We start from the raw sequence: 23,331 nt of genomic DNA, 5'->3' as shown, positions 1-23,331 counted from the left end.
CCCCGGCATGACCGGGGCGTTTTGCTTTCTGCCTGGTGGCGCAGAGGTGCGTTACAGCACGATCTTCACCATCGGGTGGCTTGTCAGCGCCTGGTACAGCGCGTCGAGCTGTTCGCGGCTCGTCGCACGCACGATCACCGTCAGGCCCAGGTAGTTGCCGCTCGAAGACGGGCGTGTTTCCAGGCGCCCTTCGTGGAACTCCGGATCGTGCAGGCGGACCACCTCGACAATGGTCGCGGCAAAATCGTCATGCATCGGCCCCATCACCTTGATGGGGAAATCGCTCGGGTACTCGATCAGCGACTGTTCGGGCGGAATGTGGCCCGGCGGGGTGGTGTGAGAGGAGGTCATGTCGAAGTAAATGGGGGTGATTACTTCTTTTTAAACCACAGCTTGACCGCGTCAATCGTGCGGCCGACGAAGCCGGCTTCCGGCACGGCTTCGAGCGCCACCACCGGGAACTCCGATACCACGGTCGAGCCGTCCATCACCTTGACCATGCCCAGTTGCTGGCCTTGCGCGATCGGGGCGATCAGCGGGTCCTTGCGCTCCAGCACAGGCTTCAGGCGCGCACCTGCGCCCTTGGGCACCGTGATCCACTTGTCTTCCGACACGCCCAGTTTCACGTTTTTGGCCTGGCCCTTGTACACGTCGGGCGTCTGCAGCGCTTCCTTGGCCTTGTACAGGCGCACCGTATCGAAGAACTGGTAGCCGTAGTTCAGGACTTTCAGGCTCTCCTGTGTGCGGATAGCGTCGCTCTTGGTGCCGATGATGACCGACAGCAGGCGACGGTTGGCGCCCGGCACATCCGGCAGCGGACGGTTGGCCGAGGTGACGAGGCAGTAGCCAGCCGACTTGGTGTGGCCGGTCTTGCCGCCGTCGACGGTCGGGTCGAGCCACAGCAGGCGGTTCCGGTTGGACTGCTTGATGTTGTTATAGGTGAAATCCTTCTGCGAGTAGAACTTGTAGTCCTGCGGGAAATCCTTGATCAGCGCCGCGGTCAGGATCGAAAGATCACGTGCAGTCGAGTAGTGATTCGGATCGGGCAGGCCCGCGGCGTTCGCGAAATGTGTGCTCTTCATGCCCAGACGCTCGGCTTCGCGGTTCATCAGCATCACGAAGTTGCTCTCGGTGCCACCTACCGCCTCGGCTAGCACGAGGGCTGCATCGTTGCCCGACTGGATGATCAAGCCTTGCGTCATCTCGCGCACCGATGCCGGCTTGCCGGCTTGCAGGAACATGCGCGATTCGTCGGTCTTGACCGAGCGCACGGTCTCGGTGGGCGTGATCATCTGGTCGTACTTGAGCTTGCCGTCGCGCACGGCTTCGAAGACCAGATAGGCCGTCATCAGCTTGGTGAGCGAGGCGGGCTCGATGCGTTCGTCCATGTTCGCGCCGCCGAGTACCTGGCCGCTGGTCACGTCGGTCAGCATCCACGAGCGGGCCGCGACCTGCGGGGCAGGTACCGGTTGCGCCATGGCGGGCAACGCGGTGACCAGCACGGCGGCTGCTACAGCGGTTGCGGCGGCGGAATGGAAGGCGAGGGGCGTGAAATGGGCGAAGCGGGTCTGCATGTCGGGTCCTGCGGTCTGCTTGGAGTTCAATGGCGCCGCCTGCCAGAAAAAAGGGGGGGGGCGCGGCGTCCGGAAAATCAACGGGTTTGGTGTTACGGCTGCGGCGCCCAGGCGCCGGTAATGAGCTGCCGGATCAGATGCAGCTTGCGGTGGAAGAAGTGATCGGCGCCCGGGATGACGATCACGGGCAGCTCCTGAGGTCGCGCCCAGTTGAGCACGTCGATCAGCGGCACGGTGTCATCCTGTTCGCCGTGAATGATGATGGTGTCGGCCGGCACTGGCGCGACATCCCAGCGGGAGGTGGCGGTGCCGACCAGCGCCAGACGCTCGGCGGGCGTGCCCGCTTCGGCCAGACGGCGAGCCACTTGCGACACGACAAAGCTGCCAAACGAGAAACCGCCCAGCGCCAGCGGCAGCGTGGCCACGTCGGCGGACCATTCGGTCTGCGTACGCATCCAGTCGAGCACGGCCAGCATGTCGTCCTGCTCGCCGATGCCGTTGTCGTGCGTGCCTTCGGTCTTGCCCACACCGCGAAAATTCAGGCGCACCGTCACATAGCCCAGGCCGACGAAGGTGCGTGCCAGCGTCTGCGCGACCTTGTTGTCCTTGGTGCCGCCGAACAGCGGATGCGGATGGCCGATCAGCGCCAGGCCGCGCGGCGCGGTGTCCGGCTGGTCGATCGACAGGTCGATCTGCCCGACCGGGCCAGGAATCAGGCGTTCTTCGGTATGAACGTTCATGGAAAAGGGGAAAGCAGATGCAGTAAAGCTAGGCTCACGCGTTGGCAGGGCGGTCGACCATCAGCCGTTCGACCAGTTTGCCTTCAACCAGATGGCTCTGGATGATCTCGTCGATGTCTTCCTTGTCGACAAAGGTGTACCAGACGGCCTCGGGGTAGACCACCATGACCGGACCGAGTTCGCAGCGGTCCAGGCAGCCGGCCTTGTTGATGCGCACGCGGCCTTCGCCGTTGATGCCGAGTTCCTTGCAGCGCTTCTTGGCGTATTCCTGCATGGCTTTCGCGCCGAAATCTGCACAGCAGCGCGAGCCGTCCTCGCGTTCGTTCAGGCAGAAGAAAACGTGGTGCTTGTAATGGCTGCTCATGGGCGGACCGAGAAGGCTGGGAGGGCTGCGTGACGGCACGTGCGGCAGGATGCGAATGGCTTCCTGGCGTCGCGCACCCATGTGGATTTGCGTAACGAGCCGGCATTATACGGCCCCGATGTCACCGTTCCCGCAGGATGCCGGTGCGACGCGACGGCGCGATGCTGCGTCGCAACACGTTTTCCGGATGTCTGGACGCCTTCTGTGCGCGGATTCCGGGATTGACGACGGCTGAGGCGGGTGCCATCGTAGTCACACCAAGGTGGGGCAAGGGTTGGCGGGCCGCCAGTGCTTGAGTTTGACGTTGGCATAGCCCTTGCAATAAAGAGCAACCTGCTGCGGGAGGCGCCGGACACATCGGCGTATCGAGGCAGGAGAGAGACCACACCAGGGCGGGTCGGATCGGGCGAGCAGTTGAGCGCACGGCCGGTCTGTGACACTCGAGGAAGACATGAAAAAACCGTTCTATAAAATCCTGTACGTACAGGTGCTGGCGGCCATCGTCATCGGCGTTCTGCTGGGCCATTTTTCGCCCGCACTTGCCGTCAAGATGAAGCCGCTGGGCGATGGCTTCATCCAACTGATCAAGATGGTGATTGGGCCGATCATCTTCTGTACTGTCGTCTCCGGCGTTGCCGGCATGCGCGACATGAAGAAGGTGGGCCGCGTGGGCGGCAAGGCGCTGCTCTACTTCGAGGTCGTCTCGACTTTCGCGCTGGTGATTGGCTTGGCCGCGGGCCACATCTTCAACCCGGGCTCGGGCTTCAACGTTGATGTGAACACCATCGACGCCAAGGCCGTTGCCCAGTACGCCGCCAAGGCGCATTCGGCCAGCACGGTCGACTTCCTGCTCAACATCATCCCGAGCACGGTTGTCGACGCCTTTGCCAAGGGCGACATCCTGCAGATTTTGCTGATCGCGTTGCTGTTTGGCGGTGCGCTTTCGGCGATCGGTGACCGTGCACAGATCGTCACGGACTTCATCGACCAGGTCGCGCACGTGTTCTTCCGCATCGTGCACATCATCACGCGCGTGGCCCCGATCGGTGCCTTTGGCGCCATGGCATTCACCATCGGCAAGTACGGCGTGATCTCGCTGGTGCCGCTGCTCAAGCTGGTCGGTACGTTCTACCTGACGGCCATCATCTTCGTGGTGGTGGTGCTGGGCATCATCGCGCGGCTGGTCGGCTTCAACATCTTCCGCTTTGTGTCGTACATCAAGGAAGAACTGCTGATCGTGCTGGGCACGAGCTCGTCGGAATCGGCGCTGCCGCACCTGATGGAAAAGATGGAGAAGCTGGGCTGCTCGAAGTCGGTGGTGGGCCTGGTGGTTCCGACCGGTTACTCGTTCAACCTGGACGGCACCAACATCTACATGACGATGGCGGTGATCTTCATCTCGCAGGCGCTGAACATCGAGCTGACCTGGACGCAGCAGCTGACCATCCTGGCCGTTGCCATGCTGACGTCGAAGGGCGCATCGGGCATCACCGGTGCGGGCTTCATCACGCTGGCCGCAACGCTGGCCGTGGTGCCGGATATTCCGGTGGCGGGCATGGTGCTGATTCTCGGCATCGACCGCTTCATGAGCGAATGCCGTGCCCTGACCAACATCACCGGCAACGGCGTGGCCTGCGTGGTGATCTCGGCCTGGGAACGTGAACTGGATCGCGCCAAGCTGGCTCGCGTGCTGTCGGGCGACCGTAGCGATGAGCGCGTGCCGGCCACCCCGGCAGTTTGATCGATCCAATCTGGCTGGCGCCTGCGGGCGCCGGCGCTTGAAAGCGCAAAGCGTATGATTGCGGGGCCTGTCCTTCCAGACGGCCCCGCTTCTTTTTTGGGATGCACCTCGTGAAGCACCTCGGCGGCATGCCGACTGCAGGCACGGCTTTGGAAGGCACGGCAACACTCTCTGCCGCCGACCTCCAGCCGATGTCCGATCCCGATTTCTCTTTGAGCAGCGCTTCCGGCTCGCGACGCGGCTTCTGGTGGCTGGTAGCGCTCGGGCTCGTGGTGGTGATGGCCGTGGTGTGCGCGACCACGTTTGTGGTGGCGTGGAACCGGGGGCTCACGCAGGCCCAGCAGGCCGCCGGGGGGCGGGTCGACCGCTATGCCGCCAACCTCAAGAGCACGCTCGACCGCTACGAATACCTGCCGGCGCTGGTGGCGTTACATCCGTTCATCCACGATCTGCTCTCCAATCCGACGCCTGCCAACGTTGACCGCGCGAACCGCTATCTGCGCGAAGTCAACGATCGCGCTCACGCCACTGCTACGTATGTGATCGCCCCCAACGGCAAGGCACTGGCCGCATCCAACTACAACCAGCCCGACAGCTTCGTTGGTGCTGAATATCTGTTCCGGCCGTATTTCCAGCAGGCGGCGGAAGGCCACGTCGGGCGCTTTTACGGCATTGGCATCACGCGCGAAGAGCCCGGCTATTACATCTCGCAGCCTGTCATGCAGGACGGTCGCGTGATCGGCGTGACGGTCGTCAAGCTGAACCTCGAATGGTTCGGCCGTGCCAGCCACGACGCGTCGGAACCCGTGATGGTGGCGGACGAGAACGGTGTGATTTTCCTGTCGTCCGTGCCCGCGTGGCAGTACCGCACAGTGGAGCCGCTCACCTCCAAGCTGCAGGCGCAGTTGGAGGCGACGCGCCAGTATTACCGCAAGCAGATCACGCCACTGCCGTTGCAGCCTGAGGCACCTGCCTTCCTGCGATTGACCGGACGGTTGCCGGAAGGTGCAGAACTGATTCGCGTTGGCGAGCGCACGAACGCTACGCGCTATCTGCAGGTTTCGCGTGACCTCGTCGAGCCTGACTGGACGCTGATGTACCTCACACCGGTGGACCCTGTGATGAGCGCCGCCCGCAGCGCCACCGTGGCGGCGGCGTTTGCCTTTGCGTTTGCCTGCCTGCTGCTGTTCTACTGGCGCCAGCGCCGCCTGCGCATGATGGAGATGCTGCGCAGCCGCCGCCTGCTCGAAGCCGCGTATGACCAGCTCGAACGCCGCGTCGAAGACCGCACGGCCGACCTGATGGCCACCAACGAACAACTGCAACACGAGATCGTCGACCGCACGCGCGCCGAGGCCGAGTTGCGCGCCACACAGGACGAACTCGTGCAGGCCAGCAAGCTCGCGGCCTTGGGCCAGATGGCCGCCGGCATCACGCACGAACTCAACCAGCCGCTGGCCGCGCTGCGCACGTTCTCAGACAACACGCGCATCCTGCTTGAACGCGGCCAGCACGGCGCCGCCACGGACAACCTGCAGGCGATTGCCGACCTGACCGAGCGCATGGGCAAGATCACCGCGCAGCTCAAGCTGTTCGCGGGCCGCTCCCGGCGCAAGGTGGTGGATGTGCAGGTGCGCGTGGCGCTCGATCACACGCTCGCGCTGCTGCGTCCGCGCCTGGGCGACGTGGCACTCGAACTGCACTGGCATATCCCCGAAGCAGATGCCGTCGTTCGTGCGGATGAACTGAAGCTGGAGCAAGTGCTGATCAATCTGATTGGCAACGCGCTCGATGCGATCAACGCCAATGAACCCGCCCGCGCCGGACGCATCGACATCAGCATCGGGCCCCCCGAGGGGGCGCCGGCGCAATCGAATCAACTGACCATTGCCGTGCGCGACAACGGCCCTGGCATTCCGCCAGACGCCATGCCGCACCTGTTCGAGCCGTTCTTCACCACCAAGGAGATCGGCCAGGGGCTCGGCCTTGGGCTGGCGATCTCCACCAGCATCGCGCGCGACTTTGGCGGCTCGCTGTCGGCTGCGAACATGCCGGGTGGCGGCGCGCAATTTACGCTGACACTGGTACGCGCCGACGTCACCTCCGTGGCGTCCACCTGATCCGATTTCTACACAGATACGAACCATGTCCGAAGGCTTGAACGTTCTCTTCATCGAAGACGACCCGCCTGTGCGCCAGGCCACCGCGCAGAGCCTGGAACTTGCCGGCTTCAACGTGCAGGCATTCGGCAGCGCCGAAGAAGCCGTCGGCAAGATCGACGCGAACTTCCCCGGCGTGGTCGTGAGCGACCTGCGCTTGCCGGGCGCAAGCGGCCTGGACGTGCTCGCGCACTGCCAGTCGTTTGGCACGGGGATTCCCGTGGTGCTCGTCACGGGCCACGGCGACATCACGATGGCCGTGCAGGCGATGCGCGAAGGCGCATTCGATTTCATCGAGAAGCCATTTCCCGCCGAGCGCCTGACCGAAACCGTGCGCCGTGCCGTCGAGCGTCGCGCGCTTGAGCTGGAAAACCGCGCGCTGCGCCGTGAACTGGCTGGCCCGGCGGCAGGCACGCGCATCATCGGGCGCTCGCCTGCGATGGGCGCAGTGCGCGCGCTGATCGAGAACGTTGCGACCACCGATGCGCCGGTGCTCATCAACGGCGAGACCGGCACGGGCAAGGAGCTGGTCGCGCGCAGTCTGCACATGCTCTCGCCGCGTCACGACAAGCCGTTCATCGCGCTGAACTGCGGCGCCGTGCCTGAACAGATTTTCGAGAGCGAGATGTTCGGCCACGAAGCCGGTGCCTTCACCGGCGCGGGCAAGCGGCGCATCGGCAAGCTCGAACATGCCTCGGGCGGTACGCTGTTCCTCGACGAGATCGAGAGCATGCCGATCGCGTTGCAGGTCAAGCTGTTGCGCGTGCTCCAGGAGGGCGCGCTGGAGCGGCTTGGCTCGAATGTTTCGGTGCGCATCGACGTGCGCATCGTTGCGGCCGCCAAGGGCGATATGGAAGCGCTGATTGAGGCGGGTGGTTTCCGGCGCGATCTGTACTATCGCCTGAACGTGGTCGTCATCGATTTGCCCCCGCTGCGTGAACGCCGCGAAGACATCATCCCGCTGTTCGAACATTTCCTGCTTGAGGCCGCCGTGCGCTATCAACGCCCGCTGCCGATGCTGGCTGAGCGCCAGCGCCACGAGCTGATGCAATCGAACTGGCCCGGCAACGTGCGCGAACTGCGCAACGCGGCCGATCGTCTTGTGCTTGGCGTCGGCCGCACGCCGGTCGTGCCGGATGCATCGGAAGACGGCATGCCGCTCAAGGAGCGCGTCGAACGCTACGAGCGCACGGTTATTGCGGAAACCTTGGCGCGCACGGGCGGCTCGGTGCACCAGGCGGCGGATATTCTGCAGGTTGGCCGTGCGACGCTGTATGACAAGATCAAGCGATACGGCCTTTGACTTGGCATGCCCGCACGCAACAACGCCCGGCATCGACCGGGCGTTTTCTTTTCGTGCTCAACCCAGAATCGGATGGGCATCCGCCACCGGGTATCCACGGTCGTCCGTCGGAATCCGCTGGGTTTGGAATGCGATCAGCAATGCCTGAAACTTGCCGTCGATTTCCACAATGACAGCACCGTCCTGCTGTGTGCCGTTCTCGCGCGAATGATCCTTCCCCCCCGGTGTATGCACGACCGGGTTGCCCTGGTTCATGTGGGTTTCGTGCAGGCCGTTGTGCTGCGGCTCGAACAGGAAGCCGAAGCCGTAAACCATCACGTCGGTGCGCGGCGGCCAGCCTTTGCGGTCGTCGTCGCCGGAGCTGCCGTGGTAGACGTAGTCGATCGGCGTGGCGGTGCGGTCGAGGTTGAGCATGTCGTCAACGAGCGCGTTGATGTCGTTGTGCTCGGTCTCGGTATCCAGCGCGATTGGCCGCATGTTCGGAAAGTCGACCAGCCCGGCGTCGCGCACGTAGTCCAGACGCGGGAAACCGCTCTCGTGCAGCCCGGGGGCCAGCGCAGTCAGGTCGGCGGTGATCGGCAACTGCAGATCGGCCGTCCACTGATACAGCACGTGATAACCGGCGGCACCCGCACCCGGCATGCTCGAGTCGGATTTCACGTTGGCGAGCACCACGAACTCCGAACCATCCGGCGCTTCCACCACGATCGCGTAATGCGGATTGCCGTTGTAGCCCTCCAGATAGGGCACGCCGAATTTCAGCTTGCCCTTGAACATGCAGTAGTGATTGGCCATGCAAACTCCATCGAACCTAGGATTGACGGACCGCCATTGCAACAGGCCCGCGTGAACCTAGTGTGGAACGTGCGTCGCCCAGAAACAAAAACGCCCGGCGTTGACCGGGCGTTTCGTTTGAACTGCGGGGAGGCGCGGACCGCTCAGGCCTGCTTGCCCAGCGTCTGCTTGAGCAGCGCGTCGAACGACGACCATTCCGGTTCGCCCACGTAGCGCTTGAGGATGCGGCCGTCGCGGTCGACCAGGAACGTGGTCGGCGTGAGCTGCACGTCGCCGAAGGCCTTGGCGGCCGAGCCGTCGGCGTCCATTGCAACCTTGAAGGGCAACTGACGCGTCTGGCTGAAGTTCATCACGTACATTGGCGCGTCGTAGTTCATCGCCACGGCCACGTATTCCAGGCCTTCGCCCTTGTACTTGTTGTACGTCTGGATCATGTTGGGCATTTCCTTGATGCACGTGGCGCAGCTCGTGGCCCAGAAGTTGACGAGATAGACCTTGCCCTTCAGGTCTTGCGTCGAGAGCTTTTTCCCATCCAGCAACGTGAAGGTGGCGGCGGGCACCTGCTGCGACGGCGAGAACGCACGCCAGCCGAACCAGCCGGCCACTGCCAGCACCAGCACGATCAAGGGGAGCAACCAACGGCGGCCGCCGGACGTGGCGGTAGCTGGCGGTGAGGTTGCGGAGGAAGTCAGGGTCGAGGCCATGGCGGCAACGGGTCCGGAAGGAAAATCAAGCATCTATTGTAGGCCCGCCGTGCCAGCGCCGCATGTCGGCCGCGACAATCCGTCCGCGATGGGATTTTCGCGTCACTTTTCATTGGCGAGGGCGGCTTCATACAAGGCCAGGTCTGTGGGGGAAAAGCAGCAAAAGCTGATCGTGTCCAGGCCGGCGCCGTGTTCTCGCGCGGCACGTACGGCAATCGGCGCAGCCAATTGGGGCGGGAAGCCGTACACGCCGGTGCTGATGCATGGGAATGCGATGCTGCGAACGTCGTGCTTGCGCGCCAGTTCCAGACTGTTTCGGTAACACGCGGCCAGCAACCCAGCCTCGTCTTGCCGGCCGCCGCGCCAGATCGGCCCGACGGTGTGGATGACGTAGCGGGCGGGTAGTCGAAAACCGGGCGTGAGCTTGGCCTCACCGGTGCGGCAGCCGTGGAGCGCGCGGCATGCCTCCAGCAGTTCCGGCCCCGCCGCGCGATGGATAGCGCCGTCCACGCCGCCTCCGCCGAGCAGCGAGCTGTTCGCCGCATTGACGATGGCGTCGCAGTCCAGCGTGGTGATGTCGGCGCGCAAGGCACGCAGGGTGACGGAGGGGATTGGCATGGCGCGGTCCTTGGCGAGCGAAGGGCGGGCATCTCTGTCCGATAATAGGCGGCTCGAAAACGGACAGAAAACCTACAGGAGGCGATGTGGCAGTCACAGCAACGGCAGGCCGGCGGATCGGGTTGGGTGCGGTGGCGTGTGCGCTGCTGATGGCTTGCTCCCCCAAATACGACTGGCGCACGGTCCATTCCAACGAGGGCGCCTACGCCGTGGATTACCCCGCCAAGCCCACCGCAGAAGCCAGGCCCATCGCCATCAACGGCCAACGCATGCCGATGACGATGCAGGCCGCCAGCGTTGACGGCACGCTGTTCGCCATCGGTGTGGTGGAACTGCCCGAGGATGATCCGGTCTGGCGCCAGCGCGCGGTGGAGGCGCTGCGCAATGGCTTGTCCGCCAATCTGAAGGGCCGTGTGACCGAACGAGACATCGCCGTGCAGACCGCCGCACAGCCGCCTTTGTCATTGCCGGCGGTGGAATTGATCGCCCAGGGGGCGGGCGGGGACGATCCCGCGCCGCGCCGGCTGACCGCGCGCGTGGTCGCGACGGGCAAGCGCGCATATCAAGCCGTCGTGCTGGAATCGGGTGATGCCGCACGCGATGCCCGCCAGCAGGAGCAGGTCGACCAGTTTCTCTCCAGCTTCCATCCGTACTAGGCCCTAATCAGGTCCGTGCGCACTGGCCGCAGCCGGTGCACAATCGCCGTCTTCCGCTTTACCGCAACACAACTCACCACATCACGGGGAACCATCATGACGTTGCAAGTCTGGCTGGCCTTCTTTTTGGCTGCCTGGGTGATCGCCATCTCGCCGGGGTCGGGCGCCATCCTTTGCATGAGCCACGGCCTGACGCATGGCGTGCGCCGCACGTCGGTCACGATTGCGGGGCTGGAACTGGGCATTGTCGTGATCCTGTTCATTGCGGGTGCCGGGCTGGGCGCGTTGCTGATCGCGTCGGAGCACGCCTTTACGGCCATCAAGATCGTCGGTGCGATGTACCTGATCTACCTCGGCATCGTGCAATGGCGCACACCCATTCAGATCGCCAAGCCGGCTGAGAGCGAGCCCGTGAAGGTCTCGGGCAGTGGCGCGCGCCGCCGCTTCCTGGTGGGGTTGCTGACCAATCTGACGAACCCGAAGGGCATCCTGTTCATGGTGGCCGTGCTGCCACAGTTCATCGATCCGGCCAAGCCGCTGCTCTCGCAGCTCGGCATCCTGGCGGCGACGATGGTGTTCGTCGACTTGATCGTCATGCACGGTTATGCGCTGCTGGCCTCGCGGGCGCAGCGGCTGTTCCGCAATCCGCGTGCGCTGCGTTGGCAGAGCCGCTTCTTCGGCGGCATGCTGATGAGCATCGGCGCAGCGCTGTTTTTCGTGAAGCGGCAGACTGCCTGAGTTTCACACGCCGCCCCCAGGGCGACTCGCCAAGTGGGTTGAAGGCGCAGCGCGTGGATGGAAGCTAATCCGCCTTCACCCCGCGTCGATACTGAATTGCCTCGCCCACATGTGCTGCATCGATCTGCTCGTCGCCTGCCAGGTCAGCAATCGTGCGGGCGAGCTTGAGCACGCGCGCATAGGCGCGGGCGGACCACGAGAAGCGCGTCATCGCGTGGCGCAGCAAGCCATCGGCTGCATCGGTGCGGCTGCAATGCAGATCGATTTCATGACCACCCAGCAAGGCGTTGCGTTTGCCTTGCCGTGCAAGTTGTCGCGCGTGTGCAGCAGAAACCCGCTCGGCTACGTTGAGCGTCGGTTCACCAGGCGGCCCGTCGAGCAACTCTTCCTGCGATGGCGTCGGCACTTCGATCTGCACGTCGATGCGATCCAGCAGCGGCCCCGAAATGCGCGCCTGGTATCGCTCCACTTGATCCGGCGTGCAGCGGCACGCCCGCAACGGATGCCCGCGATAGCCGCACGGACACGGGTTCATTGCGGCAATCAGTTGGAAGCTGGCAGGGAAGTCTGTCTGATGCGCGGCGCGTGAGATGGTGATGTGGCCCGTCTCCAATGGCTCACGCAGGACTTCGAGCACGCGGCGCTCGAACTCTGGAAGTTCGTCAAGGAAGAGCACCCCCTGATGCGCCAGCGAGATTTCGCCCGGTCTTGGCGTGTTGCCCCCGCCCACCATCGCCACTGCAGACGCCGTGTGGTGTGGCGAACGGAATGGCCGCACCTTCCAGCGCCGCGCGTCGAAGCCGCGCGTGGTCAGGCTCATCACGGCGGCGGCAGAAAGCGCTTCGTCATCGCTCATGTCCGGCAGCAAGCCGGGAAACCGTTGTGCGAGCATCGACTTGCCGGTGCCAGGCGGCCCGATCATCAGCATGGAATGACCGCCGGCGGCGGCGACTTCCAGCGCGCGCCGCGCTTGCGGCTGCCCGCGCACGTCCGCCAGGTCGGGGTAGCGGATGTCCATGTCGACCGGCGCGGGCAGCGCGGGGGCGAGCTTGCGGTCCGGCGCGCTCAAGTGGTCGCATACCTCGATGAGCGTGCGTGCCGGGAGGACTTTTGTGCCGCTCACGAGCGCGGCTTCGGCGGCGTTCTCGGCGGGCAGCACGAAGGCGCGGGCAAGCGGTGTGTCGCCATCGGCCAGTACGGGGTTGCGCGATAGCGCATACGCCATCGCCAGTGCACCGCGAATCGGCCGCAGATCGCCGGACAGCGACAGCTCACCCGCAAACTCGTGCGCGTCCAGATGCGTGTGCGGAATCTGGCGACTGGCGGCGAGGATTCCCAGCGCGATCGCCAAGTCGAACCGGCCCGATTCTTTCGGGAGATCCGCGGGCGCCAGGTTAACGGTGATACGCCGTGCCGGAAATTCAAAGCGGCTGTTTTGGATGGCCGCCCTTACGCGATCCTTGCTCTCCTTCACCTCGGTGTCGGGCAGACCGACGATGGTGAACGAAGGCAGGCCATTCGCCAGATGGACCTCCACCGAGACGGCCGGTGCATCGATCCCCGAGAGCGCGCGCGAACGCAGTACAGCAAGGCTCATCGCGCGGCCCTCCGAGAGAACTCACGAGCAAGGCGGTGGGCGTGGCATCGGTGCATGGCGTGACGGAGCGTGGCGGTTGCGGAACCCTCCACTGTGCCAGCCGCGTTGCGCCGCCATGTTCACCGGCATCCAAATTTGACGATCGCCGTCGGCATGAGAAACGGGCAAAAAAAACCGGAGCACTGGGCTCCGGCTTCGTTGTCGGCAGATCAACTCAGGGGAAGGCCGGCATGGCCGTGTCTTCGCCGCTGAAGTGGCCTTCGGGATGCGTCTTCTGCAGCAGCGCGCGTACCTCTTTCACGCGCGAGCGCGGCACATCGACCATCAGCAGGATCTGCCCATCCTCCACTGCCTGCTTGAACGGTTTCAGGCGGCTGTTTGGCACCGAGCTGCCGATCATGCTCGAGGCCCAGGCGCCAAACAGCGCGCCAACGACGGTGGTAATGCCGACCATGCCCCACTGCGGCCCTTCGCCGATGATCGGGAAGATGGCCGCCACGATGCCCGCCAGCACGCCCGCACCCCCGCCGATCACCAGCCCATTCTGAGTGGCGTGGACGATGTCCGAAGTCTGGAGGATGTTGGCTTCGTGCAGGCCGGTGAGATCGATGCCGGGCTTGGAGACGAAGTGGATGTGGCGCTCGGTGATGCGCGCCAGCAGGAGGTCGTTCATCACGCGCCGGGCGCTGACGACGTCCGGCATCAGGAAGTAGAGACGATGTTGCATGATCTTCTCCTCAAGCGCGGTGCGCGCGCGTCTTAAGGACGTTCTAGATCAGTTCGTCAGCCGCAACAAGGCGGCGCATCGATCTTTTCGCTGTGCGCCGCAGCAAGGGTGCGGCGGCCGGCACCGCAGCCTTGCAGATGCGCGCCAGGCGCAACACCCGGCGGCGGATTACTGATCAGCCGGGGTAGCTGACTTGAGTTGCGCTTCCAGCGCGGCCACGCGCGTTTCCAGTTCTTCCAGACGCGCACGCGTACGCGCCAGCACTTGCGATTGCACGTCGAATTCCTCACGCGTGACCAGATCGAGCTTGGAGAAGCCCTGGGTCATCATCGCGCGGACGTTCTTCTCGATATCAGCCGCCGGCGAGTTACGCAGGGCTTCGCTTACGCGGTTTTGAAAGTCGGAAAAGAGATCGGTCGGTTTCATGTGTTTGCTCCGTGGGTCGTGCTGTCTGCGCCAAGCCGGTGCATGCACCGCAACTGTGCGTGAAAATTGCTGTGCCGTGGTGCGAAGGCCTGTGCTTGGCGCGTGGTTTCGGTGCTGCCGGTCGCGATGGTACCGGCTGGGCGCTCTGAACGGCACACCTTGCGTCAAATCTCGCTGCGATGCGGCATTGGCGGCGCCATACAAACGGGGACAGAATCGGTCTTCACAGTTTCCGCACCCGGCCGTGCGAGCCATTGCATGGGGCTGAAATCACTCTATCACATGGTTTTTATCGCGCCATGACGGTGTGGCCCCCCGTGCGTGAATCCGCCTGCGGCAAGCGTTGGCGGCCAGCAGGCGGTGCCAGGAGAGACCCGTCCCCAATTTCCTGCGGTTTTGCGCCCTGGCGCAGCGCGACGCTGTGACCGAAGACACCCTCCAATCCGACGACATCAACATGGCATGACAGTTGCAGAACTGGTGCGATTTTTTTCCATTGCCGTTGCGACTTTCTAAAGGGGGAGAGCCGTTATGAAGAAGTTTGCGTACGCAGCCAGCCTTGTACTCCTGACCGGTGCCGTTGCCGGTGTGAGCCAATCTGCCATCGCGCAGTCCGCACCTGCGGCTGATGCACCGGCCGCCGCGCCCGCGCCGGCGCCTGCCGCGCTCACGGCCAACGTCACGCTGGCCAGCCAATACCGCTATCGCGGCATCATGCAGACCAACAACAAGCCCGCCATCCAGGGCGGCTTTGACTACGCCATTCCGGGCGGTGTGTTGCCCGAAGGCTTCTACATCGGTAACTGGAACTCGTCGATTAGCTGGTTGAGCGATTCGAACTCGAACGTCTCCGCGCCGATCGAGATGGATTTCTACGGCGGCTACAAGACCGAGATCGTCAAGGACGTGCCGATCGACGTGGGCGTGCTCCAGTACTACTACCCGGGCAGCTATCCTGACGGTTTCACGCGTCCGCACACGACCGAAGGCTATGCGCAGATCGGCTACGGCCCGGTCACCTTTAAGTATTCGCACGCGTTCTCGAACCTGTTCGGCACGCCTGATTCGCATCACAGCCAATACTTCGATCTGTCGGGCAACTTCGACACCGGCTTCTGGGGCCTGACGCTGAACCTGCACGCCGGCTACCAGCAAGTGCCGCATCAGACCGTGCGCGCCTCGTATGCCGACTGGAAGGTCGGTGTGACGAAAGACTTCGGCAACGGCTGGGCGGCGTCGCTGGCCTACATCGATACGAACGCTTCGCGCGCGTTCTATACGAACACGCGCGGCAACTACATGGGCAAGGCCACGGCCCTGCTGTCGATCACCAAGACTTTCCAATAACGATGCGCGGCGGCGCTCCGGTGCCGCCGACCGAGGAGGAACCAGCATGAAACTCATCATGGCCATCATCAAGCCGTTCAAGCTCGACGAGGTCCGCGAGGCGTTGTCCGAAGTGGGGGTGTCGGGCATTACCGTCACGGAAGTCAAAGGCTTCGGACGTCAGAAGGGTCATACCGAGCTTTACCGCGGCGCGGAGTACATCGTCGACTTCCTGCCTAAAGTAAAGATCGAAGTGGCCGTGCCCGACGACGTGGTCGAGCGCGCCGTCGAGGCCATCGAAAAATCCGCGCGCACCGGCAAGATTGGCGACGGCAAGATCTTCGTGGCCGACGTCGAACAAGTCATCCGCATCCGCACCGGTGAGACCGGCGGCGACGCCCTATAAGCCCCAATCCGCCAAGGAAGAGGTCAAAACATGAAAACCTGGTTCACACGATTCCTGACGGCTGGGGCCGTCGTTGCCGTGCTCGCGGGCGCCGTGATGTCGGCGCCGGCCGTGGCACAGGACAAGCCGGCAGCTGAAGCTTCGGCGCCGGTTGCAGCCGCCGCTGCTTCCGAGCCGGCCGCTGCTGCACCGGCTGCAGCCCCCGCCGCTGCTGCAGCTCCGGCCGCCGCAGCTGCTGCGCCTGCTGCACCGGCTGCCGCTACACCTGTCCCCAACAAGGGCGACACGGCGTGGCTGCTGATCTCCACCGCGTTCGTCATCCTGATGACGCTGCCGGGTCTGGCGCTGTTCTACGGCGGCCTGGTGCGTAAGAAGAACATGCTGTCCGTGCTGATGCAGTGCATGGGCATCTTCTCGCTCATCATCATCCTGTGGGCCGTCTACGGCTACAGCTTCGCGTTCACCGAGGGCAACGCGTTCTTCGGCGGGCTGGATCGTCTGTTCCTCAAGGGCCTGACGCCGGATTCGGTTGCCGCCACCTTCAGCAAGGGCGTGGTGGTGCCGGAATACGCGTACTTCGCCTTCCAGGGTGCGTTTGCGGCGATTACCTGCGCGCTGATCATCGGCGCCTTCGCCGAACGCGCGAAGTTCTCGGCTGTTCTGCTGTTTGTGGTGCTGTGGTTCACCTTCAGCTACCTGCCGATCGCGCACATGGTCTGGTTCTGGCCGGGTCCGGACGGCTTTACCGACGCCAAGGCGGCCGAGGTGATGACCGCTAAGTCGGGCTGGCTGTTCCAGAAGGGCGCGCTGGACTTTGCCGGCGGTACCGTGGTGCACATCAACGCCGCCGTGGCGGGTTTGGTGGGTGCCTTCCTGTTCGGCAAGCGCATCGGTTTTGGCCGTGAGGCGCTCAAGCCGCACAGCCTGACGCTGACGATGGTCGGTGCCTCGCTGCTGTGGTTCGGCTGGTTCGGCTTCAACGCCGGTTCGGCCCTGGAAGCCAACGGCAGTGCCGCGCTGGCCTTCGTCAACACGCTGCTGGCGACCGCCGCAGCCGTGCTGTCGTGGAGCTTCGGCGAGTGGTTCGGCAAGAGCAAGCCGTCGATGCTGGGTGCTGCATCCGGTGCCGTGGCTGGCCTGGTGGCCATCACGCCGGCTGCTGGCTTTGTCGGCCCGATGGGTTCGATTGCGCTCGGCATCATCGCCGGCCTGCTGTGCCTGTGGGGCGTGAATGGCCTCAAGCGCATGCTGGGCATGGACGACACGCTCGACGTGTTCGGTGTGCACGGCGTGGGCGGTATCCTCGGCGCGCTGCTGACCGGCGTGTTCGCGGCACCGAGCCTTGGCGGCACCGGCATCTACGACTATGTCGCCAACAAGGTTGCCGACGATTACTCGATCGGCGGCCAGCTGTGGATCCAGTTCCAGGGCGTGGCGACCACGGTCATCTGGTCTGCGGTGGTGGCGTTCGTCTCGTACAAGATCGTCGATGCCATTGTCGGCCTGCGCGTGCCGGAAGAAGAGGAGCGCGAGGGTCTGGACATCACGTCGCACGGCGAAACCGCCTACGAAGACTAATCGTCCGCCTCATCCTGCAAAAGACCCGGCTGTGCGCCGGGTTTTTTGTTAGGCGGCCCCTGAGCTGGACGTCCTTAAGTCCGATGTAAAAAACCTTCAATTGCCTCTCGTTATGCGGACGCTTACATTGCAGACGTGGTTTCCTCCACCTGCAGAACGCTCCCCGTATCTGTCAGGCTATTCCCCAAGCGCGGCAGCCCCGCGCTTTTTTTTTGCCCGTTTTTTGTGTGGCTTGCTGCACTGCCGCACTGCGCCTCTTGCGAATCCTCTTTCCTGACCGCATATCGATAGCCCGCTGTCGTCTGCAAGCTATTGCCTGTTCCTCTACAATCGGAGTGGGCGATAAATAACATCAATAGGAAGGGTATGGTTCCGCACTTGATCACCGCGCTGAACGGGCCGCTGCTCGAGCTCGAGCAGAAGATTCTTGACGCCACGCCCGCCATCGAACGCTGGTTCCGCCTGGAGTGGCAGGAACACACGCCGCCGTTCTACTGTTCCGTCGATTTGCGCAACGCCGGCTTCAAGCTGGCGCCGGTCGACACGAACCTGTTCCCAGGCGGCTTCAACAACCTCGCGCCCGAGATGCTGCCCTTGGCCGTGCAGGCGGCGATGGCCGCCATCGAAAAGATCTGCCCGGACGCCAAGAACCTCCTGCTGATCCCCGAGCGCCACACGCGCAATATGTTCTATCTGCAGAACGTGGCGCGCCTGTCGCAGATCATGCGCCAAGCCGGGTTGAATGTGCGCCTCGGATCGCTTTCAGAGGACATCACCGAGCCGACGCCGATCGACTTGCCTGATGGGCAACGGCTGGTGGTCGAGCCGCTCAAGCGCATCGGTACCAAGGGCCGCCGCCTGGGCATGGAAGACTTCGATCCGTGCTCGATCCTGCTGAACAACGATCTGTCAGCCGGCGTGCCGCCCATCCTCGAGAACATCAACGAGCAATATCTGCTGCCGCCGCTTCATGCCGGCTGGTCGCAGCGTCGCAAGACCAACCACTTTGCTGCCTACGACGAAGTGGCCAAGAAGTTCGCCAAGCTGATCGACATCGACCCGTGGATGGTCAACCCGTACTTCACCAAATGCAGCGGGCTGGATTTCCATGAGCGGGCCGGCGAGGAAGAACTCGCCCACGCAGTGGAGACGGTGCTCAAGAAAACCGCCAAGAAGTACAAGGAATACGGCGTGAATGAGACCCCGTATGTGGTGGTCAAGGCCGACGCCGGCACCTATGGCATGGGCGTGATGACGGTGCGCGATCCTTCCGAGGTCAAGGGCCTCAACCGGAAGGAGCGCAACAAGATGAGCGTGGTCAAGGAAGGCCTGGAGGTTTCCGAGGTGATCGTGCAGGAAGGCGTGCACACCTTCGAGAAGATCAACGAAGCTGTGGCCGAGCCCGTCGTCTACATGATCGACCGCTATGTGGTGGGCGGTTTCTACCGGGTTCACACGGGCCGTGGCGTGGACGAGAATCTCAACGCGCCGGGCATGCATTTCGTGCCGCTGCCGTTTGCGTCGAATTCGCTGCCGGACAGCCATGCCAAGCCGGGCGCCGGCGAGCCGAACCGCTTCTATATGTACGGCGTGGTGGCGCGCTTGGCGCTGCTGGCTGCCTCGCTCGAGCTTGAGAAGACCGACCCGAACCCGCTGATCTGATCGGCTGTACCCCGCTGCAGAAGGAGCCGCCATGCGCATCCTGTTCATCGTCGATCCGCTGTCGACGTTCAAGACTTACAAGGATTCCACCTTTGCGATGATGCGCGAGGCGGCAGCGCGCGGCTATGCCATCTACACGTGCCTGCAGTCACAGCTCACGCTGGCGAACAACGTGGTCGAAACCGTTGCCACGCCGATCGCCCTGACCGGCGACGAGCACGACTGGTATCGCGCCGGTGATGCGCGCCTGCTGCCGCTCACTGGCTTTGACGCGGTGCTGATGCGCAAGGACCCGCCGTTCGACATGGAGTACGTCACCAGCACGTGGCTGCTGGAGATTGCCGAACGTCAGGGCGCGCGCGTGTTCAACAAACCGCAGGCGATTCGTGACCATTCGGAGAAGCTCGCCATCGCGCAGTTCCGCGAATTCACCGTGCCGACCGTCGTGTCGCGCGATGCCAAGCGCCTGCGCGAATTCCACGCCGAGCAGGGCGACGTCATCTTCAAGCCGCTCGACGGCATGGGCGGCGCGGGCATCTTCCGCGTGGGGCCGGATGGCATGAACCTCGGGGCGGTCATCGAATCGCTCACCGACAACGGCGCGCGCACGATCATGGCTCAGCAGTACATTCCTGCGATCCGTGAGGGCGACAAGCGCATTCTCCTGATCGGCGGTTCGCCGGTGCCGCATTCGCTGGCACGCGTGCCGATGGCCGGCGAGGTCCGCGGCAATCTGGCGGCGGGTGGTACGGGCAAGGCGCAACCGCTGTCCGAACGTGATCAGGTGATCGCACATGCACTTGCACCCGTGCTCTGGCAACGCGGCCTGCTGCTCGTCGGCCTGGACGTCATTGGGGATTACCTCACCGAGGTCAACGTCACCAGCCCGACGTGCTTCCAGGAAATCACGCAACAGACGGGCTTCAACGTGGCCGGAATGTTCATCGATGCACTGGAGCGCGCCGCAGGCAAGAGCAGCGGATTGGCGCGCAAGCCCGCCTGATATGGCGGCATGGCCCCTCCGCCGAGGGTCCTCCACAAGGGGGAGGACCAGTACACGGCCGCACAATTGCGCCAAATGGCCCTGATACAATCAGCGTTATACCCATTCGCTTTTCGATCATGGCAGGGATTCTGATCATCGCTCATGCGCCGCTGGCCAGCGCACTGCGCGATTGCGCTGCACACGTCTATTGCGGTCCGCCCGAGCGGCTGGGCGCAATCGATGTCCTGCCCGATGCCGAGCCGGCTGCCGTGCTGGCTCAGGCGCGCGACAAGCTTGCCGAACTCATCGAGGCCAATGGCGCACTGGTGCTGACCGACATCTTCGGAGCCACACCTGCCAATATCGCCTCGCGCCTGGCCGATCCCGGCCGCGTGCGCGTGCTGGCCGGCGTGAATCTGCCGATGCTCGTGCGCGCCATCTGCTATCGCTCCGAAAAACTCGAACAACTTGCCGCCAAGGCTCTGGCCGGCGGCGCGCAAGGCGTACTGCAGGTCGGCTCGACAGCCGTTCAGAACCAGGTTGCCAATCATCCAGACAAATATGCTGCAGAGGGATATCACCATCATCAATAAGCTCGGGCTGCATGCCCGCGCCTCCGCCAAACTCACGCAGCTCGCCAGCAAGTTCGACAGCCAGATCAAGATGTCGCGCAACGGCCGTCAGGTCGACGCCAAGAGCATCATGGGCGTGATGATGCTGGCTGCGGGCATCGGTTCCACCGTCACGCTGGAGATCGACGGGCCCGACGAGCACGACGCCATGGATGGTCTCGTCGCGCTCATCAACGATCGCTTCGGCGAAGGCGAATAACCCGCCCGCCGCATTCCACTTCAACGCCGCTCCGGCCAGCGTCTATGCCTTTTACCCTGCACGGTATTCCGGTCTCGCGCGGCATCTCCATTGGCCGCGCCCACATGCTGGCGCGTGCGGCGCTTGACGTGTCGCACTACCTCGTCGATGAAGACAAGGTTGAGGCCGAGGTCGAGCGTTTGCGCAGTGCCCGCGCCACCGTGCGCGCCGAGTTGGCCGCACTCAAGCGCGACCTGCCCACCGACGTGCCCGAAGAGATGGGCGCCTTCCTCGATGTGCACGCGATGATTCTGGATGACGCGTTGCTCTCGCAGGTGCCAGAGACGTTGATTCGCCAGCGACGCTACAACGCAGAGTGGGCGCTCACAACGCAACTTGAAGAACTGATCCGCCAGTTCGGCGAAATCGAAGACGAATACTTGCGCGAGCGCAAGGCCGACATCGAGCAGGTGGTCGAACGCATTCTGAAGGTGCTGGCCGGCGCGCCCGCGTTGGCGCCCGCGCCGGTGGCGGTCGGCTGTGATCCGGATGCCGGCATGATTGTCGTCGCGCACGATATTGCGCCGGCCGATATGCTGCAGTTCCGTGGCCAGACCTTCGCCGGCTTTGTGACCGATCTGGGCGGCCGCACTTCGCACACCGCCATCGTGGCGCGCAGCCTCGACATTCCGGCGGCCGTGGGGGTGCATAACGCGAGCACGCTGATTCGCCAGGACGACATCGTCGTCATTGATGGAGACAACGGCATCGTCATCGTCGATCCGAGCGCGTCCATCCTCGAGGAATACCGCCACCGCCGCAGCGAAGGCGAATTGCAGAAGAAGCGTCTCGAACGCCTGCGCCATACGCCCACCGTCACGCTCGACGGTACGCAAATCGATCTGCACGCGAACATCGAAATGCCGGAAGATGCGGCCGCGGCCGTCAAAGCCGGTGCCGTGGGCGTGGGCCTGTTCCGCTCCGAGTTTCTCTTCATGAACCGTCGTGGCGCCCTGCCCGACGAGGAAGAACAGTTCCGCGCTTACCGTACCGCCGTCGAATCGATGATGGGCCTGCCCGTTACGATCCGCACCATCGATATCGGGGCTGACAAGCCGTTGGACATCCGCGACGACGTGTTCGAGACTGCGCCCAATCCGGCGCTGGGTTTGCGTGCGATCCGCTGGTCGCTGTCGGAACCGGCGATGTTCCTGACGCAGTTGCGCGCGCTGTTGCGGGCGTCTGCGTTTGGGCCTATCAAGATTCTCGTGCCGATGCTCGCGCACGCCCGCGAAATCGACCAGACGCTCGATTTGCTGGCACGCGCCAAGGCTTCGCTCGACGCCGATGGCGTGGCCTACGACCCGACCATCAAGGTCGGCGCCATGATCGAGATTCCGGCCGCCGTGCTGATCCTGCCGGTGTTCCTGCGCCGCTTGGATTTCCTCTCGATCGGCACAAACGACCTGATCCAGTACACGCTCGCCATCGATCGTGCCGACAACGCGGTCGCGCATCTGTACGACCCACTGCACCCAGCGGTGCTGCAATTGATCGCGCGCACCATTCGCGAAGCGCATCAGGCGGGCACGCCGGTTTCAGTGTGCGGTGAGATGGCGGGGGACGCCACCATGACACGCCTGCTGCTGGGCATGGGTCTCACCGAATTTTCGATGCATCCGTCGCAGTTGCTGAGCGTCAAGCAACAGATCCTGCGCTCGGACCGCCCACGTCTGATGCGCGAGGCCGAACGCCTGCTGCACGCGTGCGAACCGGCCGAAATCGAAGAGGCGCTGAGCGCGCTGGCGCGGGCCTGATTCAGGCATTTCCAACGCGCCGGCTGTAACCGCGTGTCGTACCGGCGCATCGCCTTCCCAGGACCAATCCTTCTTTAAGTGATTGAAATTGCACGTTTTTCTCCGGAAAGACGGCTCCCGTGCACCCGCATGACCCTCCGCTCAGAATGGGGTAGAACAAGAATTGTTCTCATTTCCATTCTCTGTTATTCTGGTTTTACAGCGCGTTCTGAGCGCTGCGGAGGAATCCCCGTGTACGTCTGCATCTGCAACCAAGTGACCGACCGCGAAATCCATGGCGCCGCCCGTCTGGGCGTGTCGACGATGGACGAACTCGCCGAAACGCTCGGCGTGGGTACGTGCTGCGGACAATGCCGGGACTGCGCCAAGCAGGTGCTCGCCGAAGCGGTGAGCTGTGTCCCTGTCGATCAGATTTTGGGCCGCGCAAGCACGCATGCCATAATCGAGCGTCGCGACGAGCCCGTCGCCAATGATCAGGCCCTCGTGCCCGGTGCATTGGCTGCCTGATTTCCCGTCTTTCCCTGTCGCCGCGAATTGCCGCCCAGGCGTTGAGCCTCGGTGGCATTTGCTGCTTGCTGGTCAGGCACAGGGCTCGCCTTGAGCGG

The 23,331-nt window shown here is 63.8% G+C and carries 24 protein-coding genes; 14 read left to right on the top strand and 10 right to left on the bottom strand.

Features of this window, described 5'->3' with window-relative positions; genetic code table 11:
- Nucleotides 1–51 precede the first annotated feature (51 nt).
- From BG83_RS0111100 to BG83_RS0111085, 4 genes are all read right to left on the bottom strand, one after another.
- Nucleotides 52–351 carry a YbeD family protein gene (locus BG83_RS0111100; RefSeq protein ID WP_024976784.1) on the bottom strand — a complete coding sequence of 100 codons (300 nt, stop codon included), beginning with the start codon at nt 349–351 and terminating at the stop codon, nt 52–54.
- A gap of 20 nt (nt 352–371) precedes the next feature.
- Nucleotides 372–1,574, bottom strand: coding sequence for a D-alanyl-D-alanine carboxypeptidase family protein (locus BG83_RS0111095; RefSeq protein WP_024976783.1), 1,203 nt, complete (start codon nt 1,572–1,574; stop codon nt 372–374).
- 92 nt (nt 1,575–1,666) lie between these two features.
- On the bottom strand, nt 1,667–2,314 hold the full coding sequence (locus tag BG83_RS0111090) for an alpha/beta hydrolase (RefSeq protein WP_024976782.1): 648 nt from the start codon (nt 2,312–2,314) through the stop codon (nt 1,667–1,669).
- A 34-nt stretch (nt 2,315–2,348) separates the two neighbouring features.
- A complete protein-coding gene (locus BG83_RS0111085) occupies nt 2,349–2,678 on the bottom strand; it encodes a (2Fe-2S) ferredoxin domain-containing protein (RefSeq protein ID WP_024976781.1) in 330 nt (109 codons plus the stop codon).
- Nucleotides 2,679–3,129: 451 nt separating this feature from the next.
- Between BG83_RS0111085 and BG83_RS0111080 the strand changes: the two genes are divergently transcribed.
- The 3 genes from BG83_RS0111080 to BG83_RS0111070 all read left to right on the top strand — a co-directional run bounded on the left by BG83_RS0111080 (nt 3,130) and on the right by BG83_RS0111070 (nt 7,881).
- Nucleotides 3,130–4,419 carry a dicarboxylate/amino acid:cation symporter gene (locus tag BG83_RS0111080; protein ID WP_024976780.1) on the top strand — a complete coding sequence of 430 codons (1,290 nt, stop codon included), beginning with the start codon at nt 3,130–3,132 and terminating at the stop codon, nt 4,417–4,419.
- A 101-nt stretch (nt 4,420–4,520) separates the two neighbouring features.
- Nucleotides 4,521–6,539 carry a sensor histidine kinase gene (locus BG83_RS0111075; protein ID WP_051541467.1) on the top strand — a complete coding sequence of 673 codons (2,019 nt, stop codon included), beginning with the start codon at nt 4,521–4,523 and terminating at the stop codon, nt 6,537–6,539.
- A 25-nt stretch (nt 6,540–6,564) separates the two neighbouring features.
- Nucleotides 6,565–7,881: a sigma-54-dependent transcriptional regulator gene (locus BG83_RS0111070; protein ID WP_024976778.1), complete on the top strand. Its 1,317-nt coding sequence runs from the start codon at nt 6,565–6,567 to the stop codon at nt 7,879–7,881.
- Between the two features lie 57 nt (nt 7,882–7,938).
- Here the strand turns inward: BG83_RS0111070 and BG83_RS0111065 are convergent, their stop codons facing one another.
- The 3 genes from BG83_RS0111065 to BG83_RS0111055 form a co-directional block, all read right to left on the bottom strand.
- Nucleotides 7,939–8,676 carry a DUF2278 family protein gene (locus tag BG83_RS0111065; protein ID WP_024976777.1) on the bottom strand — a complete coding sequence of 246 codons (738 nt, stop codon included), beginning with the start codon at nt 8,674–8,676 and terminating at the stop codon, nt 7,939–7,941.
- 143 nt (nt 8,677–8,819) lie between these two features.
- Nucleotides 8,820–9,380: a TlpA family protein disulfide reductase gene (locus BG83_RS0111060; protein WP_024976776.1), complete on the bottom strand. Its 561-nt coding sequence runs from the start codon at nt 9,378–9,380 to the stop codon at nt 8,820–8,822.
- Between the two features lie 102 nt (nt 9,381–9,482).
- Nucleotides 9,483–9,998 carry an O-acetyl-ADP-ribose deacetylase gene (locus tag BG83_RS0111055; RefSeq protein WP_024976775.1) on the bottom strand — a complete coding sequence of 172 codons (516 nt, stop codon included), beginning with the start codon at nt 9,996–9,998 and terminating at the stop codon, nt 9,483–9,485.
- 86 nt (nt 9,999–10,084) lie between these two features.
- On the opposite strand from BG83_RS0111055, the gene BG83_RS0111050 reads away from it, so the two are divergent.
- The gene (locus BG83_RS0111050) at nt 10,085–10,654 is read left to right on the top strand and encodes a hypothetical protein (protein WP_024976774.1); all 570 of its coding nucleotides are present in this window, start codon (nt 10,085–10,087) and stop codon (nt 10,652–10,654) included.
- A gap of 96 nt (nt 10,655–10,750) precedes the next feature.
- Complete coding sequence (locus tag BG83_RS0111045; protein ID WP_024976773.1) at nt 10,751–11,392, top strand: LysE family transporter; 642 nt, start codon at nt 10,751–10,753, stop codon at nt 11,390–11,392.
- Nucleotides 11,393–11,456: 64 nt separating this feature from the next.
- Here BG83_RS0111045 and BG83_RS0111040 read toward each other — a convergent pair whose 3' ends face one another.
- From BG83_RS0111040 to BG83_RS0111025, 3 genes are all read right to left on the bottom strand, one after another.
- The gene (locus BG83_RS0111040; RefSeq protein ID WP_024976772.1) at nt 11,457–12,989 is read right to left on the bottom strand and encodes a YifB family Mg chelatase-like AAA ATPase; all 1,533 of its coding nucleotides are present in this window, start codon (nt 12,987–12,989) and stop codon (nt 11,457–11,459) included.
- Nucleotides 12,990–13,203: 214 nt separating this feature from the next.
- Nucleotides 13,204–13,716 (bottom strand): hypothetical protein, encoded by a 513-nt coding sequence (locus tag BG83_RS0111035; RefSeq protein WP_024976771.1) that lies wholly within the window; start codon nt 13,714–13,716, stop codon nt 13,204–13,206.
- A gap of 168 nt (nt 13,717–13,884) precedes the next feature.
- On the bottom strand, nt 13,885–14,142 hold the full coding sequence (locus BG83_RS0111025; RefSeq protein ID WP_024976770.1) for an accessory factor UbiK family protein: 258 nt from the start codon (nt 14,140–14,142) through the stop codon (nt 13,885–13,887).
- A gap of 531 nt (nt 14,143–14,673) precedes the next feature.
- Here BG83_RS0111025 and BG83_RS0111015 point away from each other — a divergent pair.
- From BG83_RS0111015 to BG83_RS0110975, 9 genes are all read left to right on the top strand, one after another.
- A complete protein-coding gene (locus tag BG83_RS0111015) occupies nt 14,674–15,489 on the top strand; it encodes a TorF family putative porin (RefSeq protein ID WP_024976769.1) in 816 nt (271 codons plus the stop codon).
- A 46-nt stretch (nt 15,490–15,535) separates the two neighbouring features.
- On the top strand, nt 15,536–15,874 hold the full coding sequence (locus BG83_RS0111010) for a P-II family nitrogen regulator (RefSeq protein WP_004637070.1): 339 nt from the start codon (nt 15,536–15,538) through the stop codon (nt 15,872–15,874).
- Nucleotides 15,875–15,904: 30 nt separating this feature from the next.
- Entirely contained in the window at nt 15,905–17,452 is a 1,548-nt protein-coding gene (locus tag BG83_RS0111005; RefSeq protein WP_024976768.1) for an ammonium transporter, read from the top strand.
- A 366-nt stretch (nt 17,453–17,818) separates the two neighbouring features.
- Complete coding sequence (gene gshA, locus BG83_RS0111000) at nt 17,819–19,114, top strand: glutamate--cysteine ligase (protein WP_024976767.1); 1,296 nt, start codon at nt 17,819–17,821, stop codon at nt 19,112–19,114.
- 31 nt (nt 19,115–19,145) lie between these two features.
- The gene (gshB, locus tag BG83_RS0110995; RefSeq protein ID WP_024976766.1) at nt 19,146–20,117 is read left to right on the top strand and encodes a glutathione synthase; all 972 of its coding nucleotides are present in this window, start codon (nt 19,146–19,148) and stop codon (nt 20,115–20,117) included.
- 119 nt (nt 20,118–20,236) lie between these two features.
- On the top strand, nt 20,237–20,692 hold the full coding sequence (locus tag BG83_RS0110990) for a PTS sugar transporter subunit IIA (protein WP_024976765.1): 456 nt from the start codon (nt 20,237–20,239) through the stop codon (nt 20,690–20,692).
- A complete protein-coding gene (locus tag BG83_RS0110985) occupies nt 20,661–20,930 on the top strand; it encodes an HPr family phosphocarrier protein (protein ID WP_004637085.1) in 270 nt (89 codons plus the stop codon). The genes BG83_RS0110990 and BG83_RS0110985 overlap by 32 nt, the downstream gene beginning before the upstream one ends.
- A 44-nt stretch (nt 20,931–20,974) precedes the next feature.
- On the top strand, nt 20,975–22,726 hold the full coding sequence (gene ptsP / locus BG83_RS0110980; protein WP_024976764.1) for a phosphoenolpyruvate--protein phosphotransferase: 1,752 nt from the start codon (nt 20,975–20,977) through the stop codon (nt 22,724–22,726).
- Nucleotides 22,727–22,957: 231 nt separating this feature from the next.
- Nucleotides 22,958–23,233 carry a (2Fe-2S)-binding protein gene (locus BG83_RS0110975; RefSeq protein WP_024976763.1) on the top strand — a complete coding sequence of 92 codons (276 nt, stop codon included), beginning with the start codon at nt 22,958–22,960 and terminating at the stop codon, nt 23,231–23,233.
- Nucleotides 23,234–23,331: the final 98 nt, after the last annotated feature.

Source organism: Ralstonia pickettii (genome assembly GCF_000607165.1).
Taxonomy (GTDB): Bacteria; Pseudomonadota; Gammaproteobacteria; order Burkholderiales; family Burkholderiaceae; genus Ralstonia; species Ralstonia holmesii.
Note: the sequence above shows the minus strand (reverse complement) of the source record. Positions and strands in the feature narration are given on the sequence as shown.

Coding starts and splice junctions, on each gene's coding strand:
- BG83_RS0111100 (WP_024976784.1), bottom strand. CDS start 351: ATGACCTCCTCTCACACCACCCCGCCGGGCCACATTCCGCCCGAACAG.
- BG83_RS0111095 (WP_024976783.1), bottom strand. CDS start 1,574: ATGCAGACCCGCTTCGCCCATTTCACGCCCCTCGCCTTCCATTCCGCC.
- BG83_RS0111090 (WP_024976782.1), bottom strand. CDS start 2,314: ATGAACGTTCATACCGAAGAACGCCTGATTCCTGGCCCGGTCGGGCAG.
- BG83_RS0111085 (WP_024976781.1), bottom strand. CDS start 2,678: ATGAGCAGCCATTACAAGCACCACGTTTTCTTCTGCCTGAACGAACGC.
- BG83_RS0111080 (WP_024976780.1), top strand. CDS start 3,130: ATGAAAAAACCGTTCTATAAAATCCTGTACGTACAGGTGCTGGCGGCC.
- BG83_RS0111075 (WP_051541467.1), top strand. CDS start 4,521: ATGCACCTCGTGAAGCACCTCGGCGGCATGCCGACTGCAGGCACGGCT.
- BG83_RS0111070 (WP_024976778.1), top strand. CDS start 6,565: ATGTCCGAAGGCTTGAACGTTCTCTTCATCGAAGACGACCCGCCTGTG.
- BG83_RS0111065 (WP_024976777.1), bottom strand. CDS start 8,676: ATGGCCAATCACTACTGCATGTTCAAGGGCAAGCTGAAATTCGGCGTG.
- BG83_RS0111060 (WP_024976776.1), bottom strand. CDS start 9,380: ATGGCCTCGACCCTGACTTCCTCCGCAACCTCACCGCCAGCTACCGCC.
- BG83_RS0111055 (WP_024976775.1), bottom strand. CDS start 9,998: ATGCCAATCCCCTCCGTCACCCTGCGTGCCTTGCGCGCCGACATCACC.
- BG83_RS0111045 (WP_024976773.1), top strand. CDS start 10,751: ATGACGTTGCAAGTCTGGCTGGCCTTCTTTTTGGCTGCCTGGGTGATC.
- BG83_RS0111040 (WP_024976772.1), bottom strand. CDS start 12,989: ATGAGCCTTGCTGTACTGCGTTCGCGCGCGCTCTCGGGGATCGATGCA.
- BG83_RS0111035 (WP_024976771.1), bottom strand. CDS start 13,716: ATGCAACATCGTCTCTACTTCCTGATGCCGGACGTCGTCAGCGCCCGG.
- BG83_RS0111025 (WP_024976770.1), bottom strand. CDS start 14,142: ATGAAACCGACCGATCTCTTTTCCGACTTTCAAAACCGCGTAAGCGAA.
- BG83_RS0111015 (WP_024976769.1), top strand. CDS start 14,674: ATGAAGAAGTTTGCGTACGCAGCCAGCCTTGTACTCCTGACCGGTGCC.
- BG83_RS0111010 (WP_004637070.1), top strand. CDS start 15,536: ATGAAACTCATCATGGCCATCATCAAGCCGTTCAAGCTCGACGAGGTC.
- BG83_RS0111005 (WP_024976768.1), top strand. CDS start 15,905: ATGAAAACCTGGTTCACACGATTCCTGACGGCTGGGGCCGTCGTTGCC.
- gshA (WP_024976767.1), top strand. CDS start 17,819: ATGGTTCCGCACTTGATCACCGCGCTGAACGGGCCGCTGCTCGAGCTC.
- gshB (WP_024976766.1), top strand. CDS start 19,146: ATGCGCATCCTGTTCATCGTCGATCCGCTGTCGACGTTCAAGACTTAC.
- BG83_RS0110990 (WP_024976765.1), top strand. CDS start 20,237: ATGGCAGGGATTCTGATCATCGCTCATGCGCCGCTGGCCAGCGCACTG.
- BG83_RS0110985 (WP_004637085.1), top strand. CDS start 20,661: ATGCTGCAGAGGGATATCACCATCATCAATAAGCTCGGGCTGCATGCC.
- ptsP (WP_024976764.1), top strand. CDS start 20,975: ATGCCTTTTACCCTGCACGGTATTCCGGTCTCGCGCGGCATCTCCATT.